Annotated in this window: 18 protein-coding genes; 9 read left to right on the top strand and 9 right to left on the bottom strand. The window is 69.4% G+C overall.

Going from position 1 to position 18696, the window contains the following annotated elements; genetic code table 11:
* Nucleotides 1-19: 19 nt before the first annotated feature.
* On the bottom strand, nt 20-712 hold the full coding sequence (locus tag LGN10_RS25045; RefSeq protein WP_226225349.1) for a dihydrodipicolinate reductase C-terminal domain-containing protein: 693 nt from the start codon (nt 710-712) through the stop codon (nt 20-22).
* 334 nt (nt 713-1046) lie between these two features.
* Here LGN10_RS25045 and LGN10_RS25040 point away from each other — a divergent pair, with 334 nt between their 5' ends.
* The 4 genes from LGN10_RS25040 to creD all read left to right on the top strand — a co-directional run bounded on the left by LGN10_RS25040 (nt 1047) and on the right by creD (nt 5621).
* Complete coding sequence (locus tag LGN10_RS25040) at nt 1047-1760, top strand: SDR family NAD(P)-dependent oxidoreductase (protein ID WP_226225347.1); 714 nt, start codon at nt 1047-1049, stop codon at nt 1758-1760.
* A gap of 162 nt (nt 1761-1922) precedes the next feature.
* Nucleotides 1923-2636 carry a two-component system response regulator CreB gene (creB, locus tag LGN10_RS25035; protein ID WP_099317649.1) on the top strand — a complete coding sequence of 238 codons (714 nt, stop codon included), beginning with the start codon at nt 1923-1925 and terminating at the stop codon, nt 2634-2636.
* Nucleotides 2637-2651: 15 nt separating this feature from the next.
* A complete protein-coding gene (creC, locus tag LGN10_RS25030; RefSeq protein ID WP_226093915.1) occupies nt 2652-4121 on the top strand; it encodes a two-component system sensor histidine kinase CreC in 1470 nt (489 codons plus the stop codon).
* Between the two features lie 105 nt (nt 4122-4226).
* Nucleotides 4227-5621 carry a cell envelope integrity protein CreD gene (gene creD / locus LGN10_RS25025; protein ID WP_226225345.1) on the top strand — a complete coding sequence of 465 codons (1395 nt, stop codon included), beginning with the start codon at nt 4227-4229 and terminating at the stop codon, nt 5619-5621.
* A 77-nt stretch (nt 5622-5698) separates the two neighbouring features.
* On the opposite strand, the gene LGN10_RS25020 is transcribed toward creD, so the two are convergent.
* A complete protein-coding gene (locus LGN10_RS25020) occupies nt 5699-6121 on the bottom strand; it encodes a RidA family protein (RefSeq protein ID WP_226225343.1) in 423 nt (140 codons plus the stop codon).
* 167 nt (nt 6122-6288) lie between these two features.
* On the opposite strand from LGN10_RS25020, the gene LGN10_RS25015 reads away from it, so the two are divergent.
* Nucleotides 6289-6486: an oxidoreductase-like domain-containing protein gene (locus LGN10_RS25015; RefSeq protein ID WP_060310679.1), complete on the top strand. Its 198-nt coding sequence runs from the start codon at nt 6289-6291 to the stop codon at nt 6484-6486.
* Nucleotides 6487-6576: 90 nt separating this feature from the next.
* Here the strand turns inward: LGN10_RS25015 and LGN10_RS25010 are convergent, their stop codons facing one another.
* Nucleotides 6577-8037: an MFS transporter gene (locus LGN10_RS25010; protein WP_226225339.1), complete on the bottom strand. Its 1461-nt coding sequence runs from the start codon at nt 8035-8037 to the stop codon at nt 6577-6579.
* 144 nt (nt 8038-8181) lie between these two features.
* On the opposite strand from LGN10_RS25010, the gene LGN10_RS25005 reads away from it, so the two are divergent.
* On the top strand, nt 8182-9054 hold the full coding sequence (locus tag LGN10_RS25005) for a LysR family transcriptional regulator (RefSeq protein ID WP_059584791.1): 873 nt from the start codon (nt 8182-8184) through the stop codon (nt 9052-9054).
* An 86-nt stretch (nt 9055-9140) separates the two neighbouring features.
* On the opposite strand, the gene LGN10_RS25000 is transcribed toward LGN10_RS25005, so the two are convergent.
* Complete coding sequence (locus tag LGN10_RS25000) at nt 9141-10043, bottom strand: LysR family transcriptional regulator (RefSeq protein ID WP_226225337.1); 903 nt, start codon at nt 10041-10043, stop codon at nt 9141-9143.
* A gap of 99 nt (nt 10044-10142) precedes the next feature.
* Between LGN10_RS25000 and LGN10_RS24995 the strand changes: the two genes are divergently transcribed.
* Nucleotides 10143-11120, top strand: coding sequence for an NAD-dependent epimerase/dehydratase family protein (locus tag LGN10_RS24995; protein ID WP_226225335.1), 978 nt, complete (start codon nt 10143-10145; stop codon nt 11118-11120).
* A 365-nt stretch (nt 11121-11485) separates the two neighbouring features.
* Here the strand turns inward: LGN10_RS24995 and LGN10_RS24990 are convergent, their stop codons facing one another.
* The 5 genes from LGN10_RS24990 to LGN10_RS24970 all read right to left on the bottom strand — a co-directional run bounded on the left by LGN10_RS24990 (nt 11486) and on the right by LGN10_RS24970 (nt 16323).
* Nucleotides 11486-12187 (bottom strand): DUF2848 domain-containing protein, encoded by a 702-nt coding sequence (locus tag LGN10_RS24990; protein ID WP_226225333.1) that lies wholly within the window; start codon nt 12185-12187, stop codon nt 11486-11488.
* Between the two features lie 49 nt (nt 12188-12236).
* Nucleotides 12237-13556: an MFS transporter gene (locus LGN10_RS24985; protein WP_226225382.1), complete on the bottom strand. Its 1320-nt coding sequence runs from the start codon at nt 13554-13556 to the stop codon at nt 12237-12239.
* 58 nt (nt 13557-13614) lie between these two features.
* Nucleotides 13615-14304 (bottom strand): DUF4286 family protein, encoded by a 690-nt coding sequence (locus LGN10_RS24980; protein WP_226225332.1) that lies wholly within the window; start codon nt 14302-14304, stop codon nt 13615-13617.
* Nucleotides 14305-14403: 99 nt separating this feature from the next.
* Nucleotides 14404-15429 carry a LysR family transcriptional regulator gene (locus tag LGN10_RS24975; RefSeq protein ID WP_059584802.1) on the bottom strand — a complete coding sequence of 342 codons (1026 nt, stop codon included), beginning with the start codon at nt 15427-15429 and terminating at the stop codon, nt 14404-14406.
* 102 nt (nt 15430-15531) lie between these two features.
* The gene (locus LGN10_RS24970) at nt 15532-16323 is read right to left on the bottom strand and encodes an SDR family NAD(P)-dependent oxidoreductase (RefSeq protein WP_059639722.1); all 792 of its coding nucleotides are present in this window, start codon (nt 16321-16323) and stop codon (nt 15532-15534) included.
* A 443-nt stretch (nt 16324-16766) separates the two neighbouring features.
* Between LGN10_RS24970 and LGN10_RS24965 the strand changes: the two genes are divergently transcribed.
* Entirely contained in the window at nt 16767-17648 is an 882-nt protein-coding gene (locus LGN10_RS24965) for a neutral zinc metallopeptidase (RefSeq protein ID WP_226225331.1), read from the top strand.
* A gap of 170 nt (nt 17649-17818) precedes the next feature.
* Nucleotides 17819-18547, top strand: coding sequence for a helix-turn-helix transcriptional regulator (locus LGN10_RS24960; protein WP_059584808.1), 729 nt, complete (start codon nt 17819-17821; stop codon nt 18545-18547).
* The last annotated feature ends 149 nt before the right edge of the window (nt 18548-18696 follow it).

The raw sequence follows: 18696 nt of genomic DNA, 5'->3' as shown, positions 1-18696 counted from the left end.
GCCGCACGCCGTGCCGCGACTACAGCCAGCCGTTGCGGATGAACTCGACGATCGAATAGCGGCGATGCTCGAGATCGTGCTGCCGGACGGCTTCGACGATGCGCGATACGCCATCCGCATAGGGTGTCGCGCCGGATACGCGCGATTCGAACTGCAGGCTGCATGCGCCGTCGTCGATGCGTATCCGGTGAACCGCATGGCGGCCGAGCCGATCGTCAGGGATGCCGAATTCGCTGCGCTGCACGGCCGGGTCGCGCACGGAGCGGATGTCTTCCGGCCGTACGCCGAGCGATTGGGCGATACCGACGGCCGTGCCGGGGACGGACGTCTTGCCGGCCTGATGCGACTCCGTCACACCGATCTCGCAGTCGCGAAACAGGTGGCCGCTGGCTTCGAGCATGCACATGAACTTCAGCATCAGGATGTTCGTGTTCGGGCACAGCACGACCGGAAAACCGTACGTCCCCGTTTCGAGGTCGGAGCCGGTCGACAACTCGACGAGCGGCGACGCGGTGGCCTGGCAGAATGCGATCGCGTCGGGGAGTTCGCGGCCCGAGCCGGCATGGACGACGATCGTTCGGGCGTCGCTACGTCGGGCGTCGGTTCGCGCGCTGTCCGGCCACGGCATCACGTGGCAGGCGGCCGGGTCGAGCGTGTGCGAGCCGAGCAACTCGTTGGCGAGCTTGCCGGTTCCGATGACGAGTACTTGCATGGGATTGACGGTTGAGATTGGGGAGGCGAGTCGGCGGTGGTACGTGCCGTCGGGCAGGCGGGCTTGGTTGTCGTGCCGCGCGCCGCGCCTGGCGGGCATCGCGCATTATGCCCGGCCGTTCGACTGCGCGCTTGTCGAGCCACGTCGCGCCGTCTCGCGACGCATGAGCCGCGATCCGTCTCGCGATGCCGCCGGCCGCGCTTGGGCCCGCGACCGCGGCGAAACGACAGGGACGCCGCGCTGCCGCACCCTCATCGCCGTGCGCACGAACGCGTGAACGGCGCTACGCTGTCGGCATTTCAACCCATCACCCTCGGTCCAGGAGAACACATCGATGGAATACCACCTGAAAGGCAAGGCAGTCGCGATCACCGGCGGCTTCGGTCATCTGGGCGTCGCGACGGCTATGTGGCTCGGCGAGCGCGGCGCCCGCGTCGCGCTGATCGGCCGCGGCGCGGCTCCGGCGGCGCAGGCGCTGCCCGGCGTGCCGGCCGATGCGTTGCGCATCGGCGGCATCGATCTCGTCGATCCGCGGGCCGCCGTGCAGGCGCTCGAAACGGTCAATCGCGAATTCGGCCGGGTCGACGCGCTGCTGAACATCGCCGGCGCATTCGTGTGGCAGACGATCGCCGACGGCGATGCCGCCACGTGGGACCGCATGTACGAACTGAACGTGAAGACGGCGCTGAATGCGTCGAAGGCCGCGCTGCCATACCTGGTGGCGAGCCAGGCCGGCCGCATCGTCAACATCGGCGCGGGCGCGGCGTTCAAGGCCGGCGCGGGGATGGGCGCGTATGCGGCCGCGAAGGCGGGTGTCGCGCGGCTCACCGAGGCGCTCGCGGCGGAGCTGCTCGATCGCGGCGTGACCGTGAACGCGCTGTTGCCGAGCATCATCGACACGCCGCCGAACCGCAAGGACATGCCCGACGCCGACTTCTCGCGCTGGGTCCGCCCGGAACAGCTCGCGGCGACGATCGGATTCCTGCTGTCGCCCGACGCGCAGGCGATCACCGGTGCGTCGATTCCGGTGAGCGGGCGCGTCGCGTAGTGCGCCGGGGAGGGCTCGCCGGGTCCGGCCGTGCGTACAATGTCGCACCGGATCGCGCGACCCGAACCCGAGACCCGAATCCGAGACCCGAATCCGAGACCGAATCCGAGACCGAATACGAGACCGAATACGAGACCGAATACGAGACCCGAATCCGAGGCCATGACCCAGCCCACCATCCTGATCGTCGAAGACGAACAGGCGATCGCGGACACGATCGTCTATGCCCTCGGCACCGACGGCATGCAGACCATGCACTGCACGCTCGGACAGGCGGCGCTCGATCAGCTGCGCGCTACGCGTGTCGATCTCGTGGTGCTCGACGTCGGCCTGCCGGACCTCAGCGGCTTCGAGGTATGCCGGCGGCTGCGCACGTTCACCGATATTCCGGTGATTTTCCTGACCGCGCGGCACGACGAGATCGACCGGATCGTCGGGCTCGAGATCGGCGCCGACGATTACGTCGTCAAGCCGTTTTCGCCGCGCGAGCTGGCGGCGCGGGTGCGCGTGATCCTGCGCCGCTTCCGCCGGGCGGCCACGCCGGAACCGGTGCCCGCGCCCGTGCCGGCCGATGCGTGCGCACCGGTTGCCTCCGGCTTCACGCTCGACATCGACGGCGCGCGCGTGTCGTGGCTCGGCCACGCGCTGGACCTCACGCGCTACGAATTCGGGCTGCTCGCGCTGCTGGTCCGGCATCCGGGGCGCATCTACTCGCGCGAGCAACTGATGGATCTCGTGTGGCACGAAGCGCTCGATTCGGCCGACCGCACGGTCGACACGCACATCAAGACGCTGCGCGCCAAGCTGCGCGCGATCGATCCCGAGCGCGACCCGATCCGCACGCATCGCGGGATGGGTTATTCGCTGCAACCGTAACGATCGGCTCCGCCCATGCATATCGGCCTGCGCATCTTCTTCGGCTTTTTCCTGATCGTCGGCCTGGCCGCGCTGATCACGCTGCGCGTGTTCGTGCAGGAGGTGAAGCCCGGCGTGCGCGAAGCGATGGAGGACACGCTCGTCGACACCGCGCAGGTGCTGGCGACGCTGGCCGCCGACGACATGGCGAACGGGCATATCGCCGACGGCGCGTTCGCGCGGCAGCTCGGGAAACTGCACGAGCGCCCGGTCAGCGCGAACGTGTGGGGCATCCAGAAGAACGCGATCGGCTACCGCCTCTACATCACCGACGCGCACGGCATCGTGCGCTACGACTCGTCCGGCAGCGCGGTCGGGCAGGACTATTCGCGCTGGAACGACGTGTACCGGACGCTGCGCGGCGAATACGGCGCGCGCAGCACGCGCAGCGATCCGAACGACGACGGCAGCACCGTGATGCACGTGGCGGCGCCGATCCGGCGCGGCGACGAGATCATCGGCGTGCTGACGATCGCGAAACCGAACCAGACGGTCGCGCCGTTCATCGCGCGCAGCCAGCGCAAGATCATGCTGTACGGTGCGTTGCTGATGGGTGGCGCGATGCTGATCGGCGTCGCGTGCACGGGGTGGCTGGTGCTCGGGCTGCGGCGCCTGCAGCGCTATGCGCGCGCGATCGCGGCCGGCGAGCGCGCGTCGATGCCGCTGCAGGGCGCGAACGAGCTGGCCGAGCTCGGGCGCGCGGTGGAAAGCATGCATCAGCGGCTGGAAGACCGGCAATACGTCGAAACCTACATCCACACGCTCACGCACGAGATGAAGAGCCCGCTGGCCGCGATCAGCGGCGCGGCCGAGCTGTTGCAGGAGGACATGCCGGTCGCGAACCGCCGGCGCTTCACCGAGAACATCCGCCGCCAGGCCGGCCGCTTGGAACAGATGATCCGCAAGCTGCTCGCGCTGGCCGAGGTCGAGCAGAAGCAGCGCCTGTCGGTGCACGAACCGGTCGCGCTGCGGCCGGTGCTCGAACAGCTCGTCGACGATATCGAGCCGCGCGCGCGGCAGCGCGGCGTGAGCTTGCGGATCGACGCGAATGGTGCGGCGGATGCGGCCGATGGAGCCGATGCGGTGGTCGTCGACGGCGATCCGTTCCTGCTGCGGCAGGCGCTCGGCAACCTGCTCGACAACGCGCTGGATTTCGCGCCGCCGGGCAGCACGATACGCATCGCGCTCGAGCGGCAGCCGGCGGGCAGGGCGCACGTCGCGGTCGTGCGCGTCGCGGACGACGGCCCCGGCGTGCCCGACTACGCATTGTCGCGCGTGTTCGAACGCTTCTATTCGCTGCCGAGGCCCGACGGGCAGGATCGCAGCACGGGCCTCGGGCTGTGTTTCGTCCGCGAGGTCGCGATGCTGCACCGCGGCCAGGTCGCGCTCGCGAACCGCGCGGAAGGTGGCGCATGCGCGACGCTCACGCTGCCGTCGGCCGGCTGATCGCGCGCTTCACGCCCGCCACACATTCGCTTCACATCGGCTTCAATCGCCCTTCACCGGGGCCGCTCATGCTGACCGTACCTTCCACTCCCGTACCTGTCAGCAATGAATCGAGTCCTGTTGTTCAAGTCCATGATTACCGCGTTTCTCGCGCTGGCGATCCTGATCCCGCTGCAGATGGTCCAGAGCATCGTGCGGGAACGCGCCGACTATCGGCAAAGTGCGCTGGAAAGCATCTGGGCGAGCTATGCGGGGCCGCAGACGGTGACGGGGCCGGTGCTCGTCGTCCGTTACACGGAAGTCACGCGCGTGAGCGACGACGTGCGGGCCGGCGGCAAGGCGAAAACCAGCCTGAAAAGCGAGGCGAAACGGCTGCTCGTGTTCCCGAAGACGTTGAACGTCGACGGCACGCTGTCGGTCAGCACGCGCTATCGCGGCATTCACAAGGCGCTCGTGTACGCGCTCGACAGCCGGATGACCGGCACGCTGCCGCTGCCGGACCTGAAGAAGCTGCCGCAGGCCGACGGCCACGTGAGCTTCAAGGTCGACGGCGCGTACGTCGCGCTCGGCATCGGCGATCTTCGCGGGCTGAAGGCGCAGCCCGACCTGCGCATCGGCGGCACGCGGATCGACGTGGAGCAGGGCACGCGGCTCGACAGCCTGCGCCAGGGCGTGCATGCGAACGTCGATCTCGCGGCGCTGGCGGACGCAAACGCGGGGGCGGCGGTCGTGCCGTTCAGCATCGCGCTGCCGCTGGCCGGTGCGGAGTCGGTCGCGTTCGCGCCGGTGGGCGACCAGAACGACTTCTCGCTGAAATCGACGTGGCCGCACCCGAGCTTCGGCGGCGAATTCCTGCCGGCCGAGCGCACGGTCGATGCGCGCGGCTTCGTCAGCAACTGGCGCGTGACGTCGTTCAACACGAAGGCGCGCGAGCAAGTGGCGTCCGGCAACGGCAACGGCGACGGTGGGATCGAGAGGGCATCGGTGTCGGTGATCGAACCCGTGAACGTCTATCTGCAGGCCGAACGCGCGACGAAATACGGTGCGCTGTTCGTGATGCTCACGTTCGCGAGCTTCTTCATGTACGAACTCGTGAAGCGGTTGCGCATTCACCCGATCCAGTACACGCTGGTCGGCCTGTCGCTCGCGCTGTTCTTCCTGCTGCTGCTGAGCCTGTCCGAACACATTGCGTTCGGCTATGCGTATCTCGTGGCGAGCGGCGCATGCATCGGGCTGCTCGGCTTCTACCTGTCGTTCGTGCTGCACAGCGTGAAGCGCGGCGCGACGTTCACGGCGCTGCTCGCGATGCTGTACGCGGCGCTCTACGGGCTGCTGCTGTCGGAAGACAATGCGCTGATGCTCGGCTCGCTGCTGCTGTTCGCGATCCTCGCCGGCATCATGACGCTCACGCGCCGCGTCGACTGGTATTCGCTCGGCGCCGCGTGGCAGCCGCTGGCCGACAAGCCGGACGTGGTGAAGCCGGGCACGCCCGCGAAGTAGGCGAGCGGGTGCGAGCAAGTGCGCGCCGGTCGGGAATGCCGCGACCGGTGCGCGGTTTCAGGCGGGCAGGATGCCCTTCATGCGGCCGTCCCGGGGCGACGAAACCGCGCCAGCGGAATCTCGGCGATGGTCGCGATCTCGATCAGCAGGTCGGGACGGTAGAGACGCTCGACCTGGACGGTCGTCGTCACCGGGTAGGGTTCGGCGAAATAAGCGTTGCGGATGTCGCCGGCGTGCATGAATGCGTCGATGTCGATGGCGTAATGGACGAGCGAGATCACGTCGCGCATTTGCCCGCCCAGTGCGGCCAGCACGTCGCGGATGTTGTCGAGCGTTTGCCGGACCTGGGCGCGCATGTCGCCGGCGCCGACGACCTGCCCGGCGCGGTCGAGCGCGACCTGACCCTTCAGATGCACGATTCGGCCGTCGCCCTGGATCACGGCCATCGAGAATGCGCCGAACGGCGCCCAGACTTCCGGCGGATTCACGGCTTCGGCCATCGCGCAGCTCCTGTGGGGGCGGAAATGGGGTAACGCAGCGGCGTGCCGCGTTCGGCGATCGCGCCATGATGAACGTGGACGCGTTCATCGTCGACGGCCAGCCCTGCCGAAAGCGGCGGCGGCCCGGATCGCCCTATACTCGCTTCTCCACATTACCGGACCACGCCGTGCCGAACCAAGCTTCCGGAGATCCGTCCATCGACGATCCCCGTCCGATCCCGCCTATCCAACCCGAACTGGAAGACTGCTGCAACAGCGGCTGCTCGCCGTGCGTCTTCGACCTGTACGACGAAGCGCTCGCGCGCTATCGCGTCGAGCTGGCCGAATGGGAGGCGCGGCAAGCGCAGCGCGAGCATCGAAAATAAGCCGGATGCCTGCGAGCGGCCATGCGTTGCATGCACCGCATCGGTTGCCGGCGTTGGACTGACGAGGCCATTTCCGTCGCGCGTCAGGCGTCACGTATCCGCATGCAGCCGCCGATGCAGCGGCCCGAGCGCCATCGACAGCGCGATGCAGCCGAGCAACACAGCCGTCAGCGTGAACATCGACACCCTGAACCCCTGCACGTAATCGAGCGCGGCCGGATGCACGCCGAGCCGCGCGAAGAACACGCCGCCGATCGTCGCGGCGCCGACCGCCGCGCCAATCTGCAGCATCGCGCTGACCATTCCCGACGCCACGCCCGCGCGGGCCGCGTCGACTTCCGCCAGCACGATCCGCACGACCGACGGCAGCACGAGCCCGTGCCCGATGCCGATCGCCGCGATGCCCGCATAGAAGCCGGGCCCGGGCGCGCCGTCGCGGGCGAGCGTGGCGGCGGTCGCGACGCCGGCCGCGAGCATCGCGAAGCCGAGTGTGAGCACGCGATACGCGCCGAACCGGGCGACGAGGCGCGGCATCAGCAGTGGGCTCGCGAGAAAACCGAGCCCGAGTGGCAGGATCGCGAACCCGGACGCGAGCGGCGACCAATTCAGGCAGCCCTGCAGATAAATCCCGTAGCTCAGGAAGAACGCGCTCAGCATGTAGAACAGGAACGCGAGCAGGAGCCCGAGCGCGACGACCGGGTTGCGGAACAGGCGCACGTCGAGCAGCGGATCGCGGCCGCGCGCGAGCCGGCGCGATTCGACCGTCAGCAGCGCGCCGAGCATCGGCAGCGCGCCGACGCCGCACGCGATCATCCATAGCGGCCAGCCGGCCTCGCGGCCGTGCGTGAGCGGATACACGAGCATCAGCAGGAACAGCGACAGCAGCACCGTGCCCGGCACGTCGATGCGCTGGCCGCGCGGCGGACGGTTTTCCGGGATGAAGCGCCAGCTGCCGATCAGCGCCAGGATGCCGATCGGCAGATTGACGAGGAAGATCGCGCGCCAGCCGAGCCCGAACGGATGCAGGCTGATCAGCGCGCCGCCGCCGAGCTGGCCGATCACGGCCGCCAGGCCGAACGCGAACCCGTAAAAGCCCATCACGCGCACCTGTTCGTGCGGGCTGAACACGCTGCGGATCGTCGCGAGCACCTGCGGCGCGAGGATCGCGGCGAACAGGCCTTGCAGCACGCGCCCGCCGACGAGCACGGTGCCGTTGTCGGCGAGCCCGCACAGCGTCGACGCGAGCACGAAGCCCGCCATGCCGACCATGAACATGCGTTTGCGTCCGTACAGGTCGCCGAGCCGCCCGCCGGTGATCTGGGCGACCGCGTTCGCGCATGCATAGGCCGACACGACGAGCTGCAACTCGGCCTGGCGCGCGCCGATGCCGTCGCGAATGGCCGGCAGCGCGAGATTCACGATGAAGTAGTCGAGCGGCGGCAGAATGGCGCCGACCAGCAGGACCACGAGCGCCCAGCCGTGATGGCTGCGGGGCGTCGCCGCGGCAGCCGCGCCGGCCGACGCGCAGGGGGCAAGGGTGTTGTTCGTCATGAAAGCAGATCCGAAAAAAGAGGGCCCGATAAGCGATGGACGCGAGCAGGCCGTTGACCCCATATTCTGGTCATCGCTCATGGTTCGGAAAAGCGGGAAAGAGTGGTAGCATCCATCGGGTTATTCGATGGATGGAGGAAGGCGATGCGCGGTTTCGATCTGGATCAGTTGCGCACGTTCGCCGCGGTCGCGGACGCCGGCAGCCTGACGGCCGCCGCGCCGCTGCTGCACCTGTCGCAATCGACGGTCAGCGAGCAGGTGCGCAAGCTCGAATCGCGCGCGGGCGTGCCGTTGTTCGTGCGCAGCAAGCGCGGTGTCGAGCCGACGCCGGCCGGCTCGCGGCTGTTGCAGCACGCGCGGCGCATCGTCGCGCTGAACGAGGCCGCGTTCGACGAACTGCGTGGGCAGGCGATCAAGGGCGAGTTGCGCGTCGCGATCACCGACTACTACCGCACGAACGAAGTGGCGGGCATGCTGGCGCGGCTGCGTGAGTGCTATCCGCAGCTGAGCCTGCACGTGAGCGCGATGAAGAGCGCGGATATCGAAGCGGCGCATGCGCGCGGGCAGATCGATCTGGGCGTCGTGATGAACATGTCGAGCGGGCCGTTCCGGCCGGTGTCGGCCGATACGCGCTGGGTGCTGCGGCGCGAACCGCTGTCGTGGGTCGCGTCGCCCGCGCTCGCCGAGCAGTTGCCCGAACCGCTGCCGCTCGTATTGCTGCCGGACGACTGCATGATGCATCAGGTCGCGGTGCGCTCGCTCGACGAGCGGCACACGCCGTACGTGCTCGTGCACAGCGCGTCGGGCGTCGCGGGGTTGCAGTCGATGCTCGCGGCGGGGCTCGGGGTCGGCTGCCTGTGTGCGTCGGCGATCGGCGACGGCCTGATGCGGCTCGGCACGAAATACCGGCTGCCGCCGCTGCCCGACGCGGTGTTTTCGCTGACACCGCCGCTGCCGGGCGAGCGCGAGACCGTCACCCAGGCGCGCGAGGTGCTGTCGCGTCAATTGCTGATGTAAAACCGTGCCGCGTGCATCGCGGACATCCTGTTCGCCGGGAAAAATCCACGAATGGCGCGGCCCGCGCGATTCACGCACGCCGCTTTCTACTCGGCGAGCTCACCGTCCGCATACGTACGCAGCCCGTTGGCCAGTGCATCGAACACGGCCCGGCAGCGCGGGCTCGTCCGCAGATCCTCGTGCATCACGACCCAGGTTTCCAGCCGCATCGCGGGCCCGTCGGGCAGCACGCGCACGAGCCGCGCGTCGCGTTTCGCGAGCGCCGTCTGGCAGAAGCCGATCCCGTAGCCGGCGCGGATCAGCGCAAGCTGCGCGAGGTTGCTGTCGGTGCGCAGCGCGAACGCGTCGCGCTGCCACTGCGGCATGCCGCGCCCCGCCGAGCGGATGAACGGCGTGACCGTATCGAAGCCGATCAGCGCGTGATGGGCGAGCGCGTCGATCGTCGCCGGCGCGCCGTGGTGCGCCAGGTAATCGTCGCGCGCATACAGTCCGACCTCGATTTCGCCGACACGCCGCGCGACGAGCGCGTCCTGCGCGGGCGGCGCCATCCGGACCGCGATGTCGGCCTCGCGCTTGAGCACGTCCTGGATGCGGTCGGTCGCCACCAGTTCGATCACGAGCCCCGGATGGTCGCGCCGCAATTGCGCGAGCATCGGCGGCAGCACCTCGACGGCGATCACGTCGCTGGCCGAGATCCGCACGATGCCGCGCACGCCGGCGCCGTGGCTGGCCGCCGCGCGCTCGAACGCGGCCGCCGCGCTGCGCAGCGCCTCCGCATGGCCGCGCAGCGCGAGCGCCGCCTCGGTCGGCAGCAGGCCCGACGGTGACCGCGTGAACAGCGTCTGGCCGAACGCGGCTTCGAGCGCCGCGACATGGCGGCCGGCCGTCGGCTGCGTGATGCCGAGCGCGCGGGCCGCGCCGGACAGCGAGCCTTCCGTCAGCACCGCGAGGAAGGTGCGGTAGCGTTCCCAGTTCAGATCGGTGGTCATGCATAAATGTATAGCTGATCGACTGGGTTCGGCAATTCCTTGATAGCAGGCGGCGCCTCAGAATGCGTGTCGTGATGGTTTCATTCAAGGAGAGCGGCAATGACGGCAAACGCAGGCGGGATGCAACGGCAGGCGCTCGTGCTCGGCGCGAGCGGCGGGATCGGCGGGGAAGTCGCGCGGCAGTTGCGCGATGCGGGCTGGCAGGTGCGTGCGCTCAAGCGCGGGCTCGATGCCGAGGGCGTGGAGCGCGACGGCATCGCCTGGGTGCGCGGAGACGCGCTGGATCGCGATGCAGTGGTGCGCGCCGCCCGCGGCTGCAGCGTGATCGTGCATGCGGTGAACCCGCCCGGATACCGGAACTGGGCCACGCAGGTGCTGCCGATGATCGACAACACGATCGCGGCGGCGCGGGCCGCGCAGGCGACCGTCGTGCTGCCGGGCACGGTCTACAACTTCGGCGCCGATGCATTTCCGGTGCTGCGGGAAGATGCGCCGCAGCATCCGGCGACCCGCAAGGGCGCGATCCGCGTCGAACTGGAGCGGCGGCTGCAGGACGCCAGCGCGCACGGCGTGCGGACGATCGTCGTGCGCGCCGGCGATTTCTTCGGGCCGCAACTCGGCAACAGCTGGTTCTCGCAGGGGCTGGTCAAGCCGGGGCGGCCCGTCGCGGCCATCAGCGTGCCGAGCCGCGGCGTTGGCCATCAATGGGCGTATGTGCCGGACGTGGCCCGCACGATGGTCGAGCTGATCGAGCGGCGCGAGACGCTGGAGCCGTTCGCGCGTTTCCATCTGGGCGGGCATTGGGATGAGGACGGCATGCAGATGGCGCGGGCCGTGCAACGCGTCGCGCAGCGGCACGGCATGCGGCCGGCGCTGCGCGATTTTCCGTGGTGGCTCGTGTGGGTTGCCGCGCCATTCGTGACGACGCTGCGCGAATTGCTCGAGATGCGCTACCTGTGGCGCGAACCGATCCGGATGGACAACGCGCGCGTGACCGCGGTGCTCGGCCGCGAGCCGGTGACGCCGCTCGATACGGCGGTGGAGGCGACGCTGGCGGGGCTCGGTTGTCTCGGGTGAGCAACGGCAGGCAGTAAAGGCTGCGCCCCCGCACGGAAACGCGCCATGCCGAACCGAAGAAGCCGCGGGGCCACAATTCTCCACATACCCGCGCGCGTCCGATGCGCATCATGTCGGGCAATGCCGATAACGCGAAAACGGGGGCGCGATGGGGTACTTCGGGTGGAAAATGTCGGTTGCGGGAGCAATCATGTTCACATTGAGTGGATGTACGAACCTGGCCGGCGTGCTGTATTGCGGCAACTCGCAGTTCAACTTTCCGGACTACCACTGCTTTGAGTCGTACAGGTAGGAACAGGCGCGACGCCTGAATGCCGTCGTGCCCGTGCCCCGTGCGGTTTTCCGCTTGCCGTCACGGCTTGCCGTTACGCGACGACCGGCAACACCTCGACTGCATAGCGATGCGTGAGACTGCGCCCGAGCACCGGATCGTGCAGTTCCATTTCGAACGCATCGCCGTCGCCCATTGCCGCGATCGCGCCATGTACGGCGACCGTCCCGCCATACATCGCGCAGCGCGCGGGCATCGTGCGGCAACCGTCGAACCGCTGCCACAGCACGTCGGGCGCGAGCAGGCCGCTGACCGCGCCGTGCTGGTACGCCGTCCGCTCGCCGTCGCGCGCGATCAGCCACGAACGCATCTCGAGCGCATCCCAGTGATCGGCGACATCCGCATGACGCCACGCGTCGCGGCCGAGCGGCTTCGCGCACACCTGCTTCGACACGGCCACGCCGTACGCCTCCACTTCGCGATCCGTGTGATCGGAGCCGACCGTGACAAGCGTGCCGGCCGGACTGTCGACCAGCACGCATTCGATCTCGCCGCCCGAGCGCGCGCCGAGCACGCCGATCGACGGTGCCTGCGTAAGCAGCGCGGCCGACACGCGATAGAAGCACGGCGTGGTCGACGGCGGCGCGACGCCGAGCGCCGCGAGTTCGTCGATATGCGCGTGGATCGCGGCCGGGTCGCGGCCGGCCCAGCCGGCGATCACGACGCGCTCGATGTCGACGTCGACGGCGGCCGGCGCGTGTTGCAGGGAAATCACGTTGAACGACAGGGTTGGCATGCGGCTATCCGTTTGAAGTGCGAAGGAATGATTCGGCCGGCGGCGACGCTCAGCCCTCGAGCGGCCGGTGCGCGGTCTCGCGCGCGGCGACGAGCGCGATCGACGTGACGACGAGCGCGGCGGTGACGTACAGCGACACGGCCGTCGTCGTGCCCGTTTGCCGGAACAGCGCGGCGATCACGAGCGGCGCGAAGCCGCCGCCGACGATGCCGGCGAGCGTGTACGCAAGCGACGAGCCCGCATAGCGCACGCGCGTCGGGAATTGCTCGGTCACGAACGCGCCCTGCGGGCCATACATCACCGCATGGATCACGAGGCCGATCGCGACGGCCGCGACGATCGCCGCGGGGCGCGCCGAATCGAGCAGCGCGAAGAACACGAACGCCCATACGATGCCGGCCATTGCGCCGGCGAGATACACGGGCCGACGGCCGAAACGGTCCGACAGCGCGCCGAAGAACGGCACCGCGAGCGCGTTGCAGGCCGTGCCGATCATCACGGCCGTCAGCGCGACGGGGCGCGACAGGTGCAGCACGGTCGTCACGTAGGTCAGCGTGAATACGACGATCAGCGCGTACAGCACGTCCGAGCCGATTCGCGAGCCGCCCGCGATCAGCAGGCGCTTCCAGTGGTACTTCAGCACGTCGGCGACGGGCACTTCGGCGGTCGCGTGCGATTCGGCGAGTTGCTCGAACTGCGGCGTTTCGTCGACGCCGCGCCGCACCCAGAAGCCGAACGCGACGAGCAGCGCGCTGGCCGCGAACGGCACGCGCCAGCCCCACGACAGGAAGTTCTCCGAGGTGGTCGACAGCGTGACGAGCGCGATGCAGCCGGTGCCGAGCAGCGTGCCGAACGACGGGCCGATCTGCGTCCACGACGCGGACAGCCCGCGCCGCTTCTGGTCGCCATGCTCGACCGACAGCAGCACCGCGCCGGCCCATTCGCCGCCGAGCGCGACGCCCTGCACGAAACGCAGCGCGACGAGCAGGATCGGGCTCAGGATGCCGGCCTGCGCGTAGGTCGGCAGCGCGCCCATCAACGCGGTCGTCACGCCCATCAGCACGAGCGTGAGCATCAGCACCGCGCGGCGGCCGATGCGGTCGCCGAGGTTGCCGAACACGAAGCCGCCGAGCGGGCGTGACACGTAGCCGACCGCATAGGTCGAGAACGCGAGGATCGTGCCGGCCAGCGGATCGACCGACGGGAAGAACAGATGGTTGAAAACGAGCGCGGCGAGCGTGTTGTAGATCGTGAAGTCATACCACTCGAGCGACGTGCCGATCATGCTCGCGGTCGCGAGTCGGCTGTTGCGGACACGGCGGGGCGCGTGGGCGGCGGGCTGGGCGAGCGTGTTCATGGTATTGGGCAGATCGTGACGGGTGACGGGATGAAGCGTGGGGTCGGTGTTGGCGTCGGCGTCGGGCGTTTCAGGCAGACAGCGCGGCAGCGGCGGCCGGTTCCGTTTCGGCGTCGCGGCGCCGGGCAGGCAGCGGCGAAGCGGCGCGCCACAGCAGGCCGAAGGTGCGCACGTCGTCGTGTCCGGCGAGCGAGGCGGCCGCGCGGCGCGTGGCCGCTGCGTCGCTGCCTTCGATCAGCACCAGTGCATCGGCGGCCGGGCAGGCGGCCGTGGCGGCGCCGATCGGCGCGGACAGGTCCGGCGACGTGCGGAAGAGTCGCGCGGCGTGGATGCCCGGTTCTTGCAGGGCCGTGTCGAAGCGCTCGCGCAGGCGGGGCACATCGATGCGGTCGGGCGGCAGCACGAACAGCGCGAGATGCGCGCCTTCGCCGTCGCCGGCCTCGATCGTCAGCTCGCCGACACGCCGCTGCGTACCCGTCATGCGCGCGAAGTTCGCGAGCGACCATGCGGTCTGCTGCGTGAACGCCTGCCGGTACGCGTCGCCGCGGAACACGTCGAGCGAATCCGTCACGTACAGCGCGAGGTATCGGCGCGGGCCGCCGTCGGTCGCGCGAAACCGCCGCGCATGCGTGAAGCCGGGAATCGCGACACGCTCCTGCATGTGCTCGCGGTCGTACCACGCGTTGAAATCGGCCTCGTGCGCGGGGTCGATATCCGTCCAGACGCAAAGCTGGCCGTGCGGAAGGGAAAAGCGGGTCATCGCGGGGTTCCTCGTGACGGGGATGTCAGGAACCTCAGTGTCCCGAAGACCGGCCGCGCCAGTCCAACAAGAAAACAAATTCGCGGTGAACAGGTTTTCTTATGAGCGGCGCGGGCGGCGTTTGGCGGTGGGCGCGGCAGGCGACGCGGCTTTCGTCGTGCGCTTCGCTTTCGCCGGGGCGCGCGTCGTTGTCGCGGTCGCGTTGCGGGTGGGCATTGAGTCGGCGGCCGTTGCGTCGACGCGATCGGCGGCCCCCGTCGCACGCGCCACTTCGCTCGCGAGTTCCGCGATGCGCGCGGCCACCGGCAGCCCCTGGCTGCGGTACGTCGCGACGAGCGGCAGCGCCGGGAATTCGGGCTCGACGTCGAGCAGTTCGAGCGTGCCTTCGTGCAGCTCGCGCCCGATGATGGCAGGCGGCAGCGCGGCCACGCCGAAGCCGTCGGCGACGAGGCGGATCATCGCGGCGACCGACGTGATGCAGTTGATGCTGGCCGGCCGTTCGACGGCAGCGAACAGCCGCTCGATCGTCGCGTGCGGCCCCGAATGGCGCGAGAAGCTGATGATCGGAAACCCGGCCAGGCGCGCGACGTCGAGCGGCTGGCCGCCGAGCCCGAGGCGCGGGCTCGCGGCCCAGCGCACCGGAAATTCGCACAGCGGCAGGTTCGTGAAGTCCGGTCCCGGCACCGGATCGGTCTGCAGGATCAGGTCGACGCCGTCGGTGCTGAGCAGGCGCGTCAGATGCAGCGTCGTGTCGCTGGTGATCTCGACGTCGAGGCGCGGGTAGCGCTCGCGCAGTTGCGCCATCAGCGCGGGAAACCAGCTGTGCACGATCGATTCGATCACGCCGATCCGGATCAGGCCCGCATCGCTCGCCGCGTCGATGTCGCGCCGCATTTCTCCGTCGAGCCGCACGATCCGCTCCGCGTAGGCCAGCATGCGCCGGCCCGCGGGCGTGAGCGTGGCCGAGCGCGTGTTGCGGTCGAACAGGCGCACGTCGAACGCTTCCTCGAGCGATGCGATGCGGCTCGACACGGCGGCCTGCGTGGTGTGCAGTTTCTCGGCCGTGAGCCGGAAGTTTTCCAGCTTCGCGAGCCAGACGAAGGTTTCCAGAAACCGGATGTTCATCGCGTTCCGAACGGTGAGGCGGTGCCGCGCCCAGGCGGCGGATCGGGACGATGTTAACGGATTCGGCAGCGGGCGGGCACGCGCGACGCCTTCTTGTGGGCGTCAAAGCCGGTCGAACGCGAGCGTCGGCACGTCGACGGCCATCGCGCCGCCGTCCGCGACGAGCGTCGCGCCGGTCACGAACGACGCGTCGGGCGACGCCAGGAACGCGCAGACGGCCGCGATCTCGTCGGGATCGGCCGCGCGCCGCAGCGGCACGTCGGCGCTCACGCGGGTGTACGCGGCGTCGAGCGAATCGCCGTGCGCGGCCATCAGCGGTGCCATTTCCGCATCGGCCATCGGCGTGCGGACCCAGCCCGGGCAGACGGCGTTTGCCCGCACGCCGTGTGGGCCGTAGTCGCGTGCGAGCGATCGCGCCAGCCCGAGCAGCGCGTGCTTGCCGACCGTGTAGCCGCATACGCCGGGCCCCGCCGCGAGCGCCGCGATCGACGCGACCAGCACGATATTGCCGCGCTGCGCGATCAGGTCGGGCAGGCATGCGCGCGCACTGACGAACGCGGTATCGAGGTTCGCGTGCATCGCGTCGCGCCATTGCGCGTCGCCGGTTTCGTCCGCGCGGCCGACGCCGTGGCCGCCCGCGCACGCGACGAGTGCGTCGACGCGGCCGAAGCGTTCGGCGATGCGCGGCAGGAAAGCGGCCCAGTCGGCTGCGCTGGCGGCGTCGCCGGCAAGCGCGAGGCCGCCCGTTTCGGCCGCGAGTGCAGCGAGCGGCGCCGGGCGGCGCCCGATCAGCACGACGCGGTCGCCGCGACGGGCGAAGCGGCGCGCGCACGCAGCGCCGATGCCCGTGCCTGCGCCGGTGATCGCGATCGTGCGGGGTGGCGGGTGCGTCATGTCGTTCTCCGGAAAGGGGTGTTCCGGCCACTTTAGGCGGCGCCGGCGCGCGCCGGTATCCGCCGAAAGGATGAACGCGGGCCGTCCGGATGGCCAAGCGCGGCGGCCGGGGCCCATTTTGCAAAGGCTGACGATGTCCGGCGCCGAATCGCTCTATCCTCCACATTTTTGCGATAAGCCACGAAAGCCCGGCAAAATAGCGTGGGCGGGCGCGCAGCGGCGCGCGGCGCGTCGGCCGTCCGATTCCGTCGTACGAATGGTGCGACCCGCAAGGGCGCGGCCGGCGAAGGCGCGGCCGGCAAATGCGCGGCAGGCGGGATCGGCGCGAGCGGACATCCGATGCGCAGGTATCGCGTCCGCCGACGGATCGTGTCGCCACGGCGTATCGCCCGGTCGCGCGCTGGCGCGGCCGGACCATCGACAAGAACAGGGAGGGGCCGGCAATGAGGCTGGACGACGAAAGAGAAAGCGCCAACGTCGAGGATCGACGCGGCGCCGGCGGTTTCGGCGGCGGGCGCGGCGCGACGATCGGCATCGGCACGATCGTGGTCGCGCTGGCCGCATCGTATTTCTTCGGGATCGACCCGCGCGTCGTGCTCGAGGGCGCGTCGGCGCTGCAGGGCCGACAGCAGCAGGCGCAACCCGCGCCGACCCAGCACCAGGGTGCGCCGGCGAACGATCCCGGCGCGGTGTTCACGCGCAAGGTGCTCGGCAATATCGAACGCACGTGGACGGGCGTGTTCAACACGCAATTGCACGCGCAGTACGAACCGCCGAAGCTCGTGATGTTCACGAACTCGACGCCGACCGCGTGCGGCACCGGCCAGACCGCGATGGGGCCGTTCTACTGCCCGGGCGACCGCAACGTGTACATCGATCTCGGCTTCTACGACGAGCTGCGCAAGCGCTTCGGCGCGGGCGGCGATTTCGCGCAGGCCTACGTGATCGCGCACGAAGTCGGCCATCACGTGCAGAACCTGCTCGGCATCGCCGACAAGGTCGATGCCGCGCGCCGGCGGTCGAGCCAGGCGCGCGCGAATGCGCTGTCGGTGCGGATGGAGCTGCAGGCCGACTGCTTCGCCGGCGTGTGGGCGAACAACGCGCAGCGCGCGAACCAGCGGCTGATGGAGCCCGGCGATTTCGAGCAGGGGCTGAAGGCCGCTGCCGCGATCGGCGACGACCGTCTGCAGCAGCAAGGGCAGGGCTACGTCGTGCCCGAAAGCTTCACGCACGGCACCAGCGAACAGCGCGTGTACTGGCTGCGGCGGGGGATGGAGTCGGGCGAGGTGAGCGCCTGCGACACGTTCGCCGCGAACGCCCGCTGAAACGAGGCGCGCGCACCGTCGCGCGCCGATATCGTCTCGGCTGAACCGGCCACTGGCCGCTGGCCGGCCCGGGACGATTTGCCGATTTGTGCTCACCGGCGCTTTTTCGGCGCCGGTAGGCTGGCCCGGACGTCGACATTCGTTGTCGTCCATCCGCCAGCCGATTCCCGATGCCGACCTCATTCGTTTCCGCCGACCACGACGCCGCCGACTGGCGACGCACGCTGCGCGCGTGCGTGGACGCGTTCGACGCATTCGCGAGCCCGTCGGCGATCGTGTTCTATCGGCTCGACCACAGCGGCGAGCCGGCCGATTTCGAGCTGTTCGGGATGCCGGAATCGATGCATCGCACCTATGTCGCCCGCTACCGGATGCTCGATCCGCTGCATCCGTCGCGCTGCGCGTCGGGCGATTGCGCGGTCGTCACGCTCGCGTCCCAACTGCCTGATGAACGACGTGCCGCGTCCGCGTACTGGACCCGGTTTCTGCGGCGGCACGACGTGGCCGACGTCGTCGAGATCTGGCTGCGCGACGCGGGCCGCACGGTCGGCGCGTTCTCGCTGCTGCGCTTCGGCATGGGCGACGCGAACGGCAACGGCACGGCAGGACGGTTCGCACCCGGCGAGATCGACGCGCTCGCGCGGCTGCAACCCGTCGCCGAAGCCGCGCTGAGCCCGCTGCTGCGTGCACGGCGCGGAATCCACCGGATCGGTTGCGAGGAACGGCTGACCTACCGCGAGGAGCAGATCGCACGGCTCGTGCGCGACGGCCGCTCGAACAAGGAGATCGCGCGCGATCTCGCGCTCGCGCAACCGACGATCAAGACCCACCTGATGCGCATGTACCGCAAGCTCGGCGTGTCGAATCGCACGGAGCTGGTCGGCGCATTGTTCCTGTAATCGCGCTGCCGGCCGGCCCGCGAGATCGTGCAATTCGATGCGCGATCGTCTTGCCGATGACGCGCTGCCAATTTGCGCTCACCGGGCGCTATCCCTCGTCGATACAGTGGTCCGACGCCCGCGTGCCTCACCGGTACGCGGTCCAGCCA

The sequence above is a fragment of the Burkholderia sp. AU32262 genome, from assembly GCF_020419985.1.
In the GTDB taxonomy this organism is placed as follows: Bacteria; Pseudomonadota; Gammaproteobacteria; order Burkholderiales; family Burkholderiaceae; genus Burkholderia; species Burkholderia semiarida.
The sequence above is the reverse complement of the archived record's forward strand: the minus strand, read 5'-3'. Positions and strand labels throughout refer to the sequence as shown.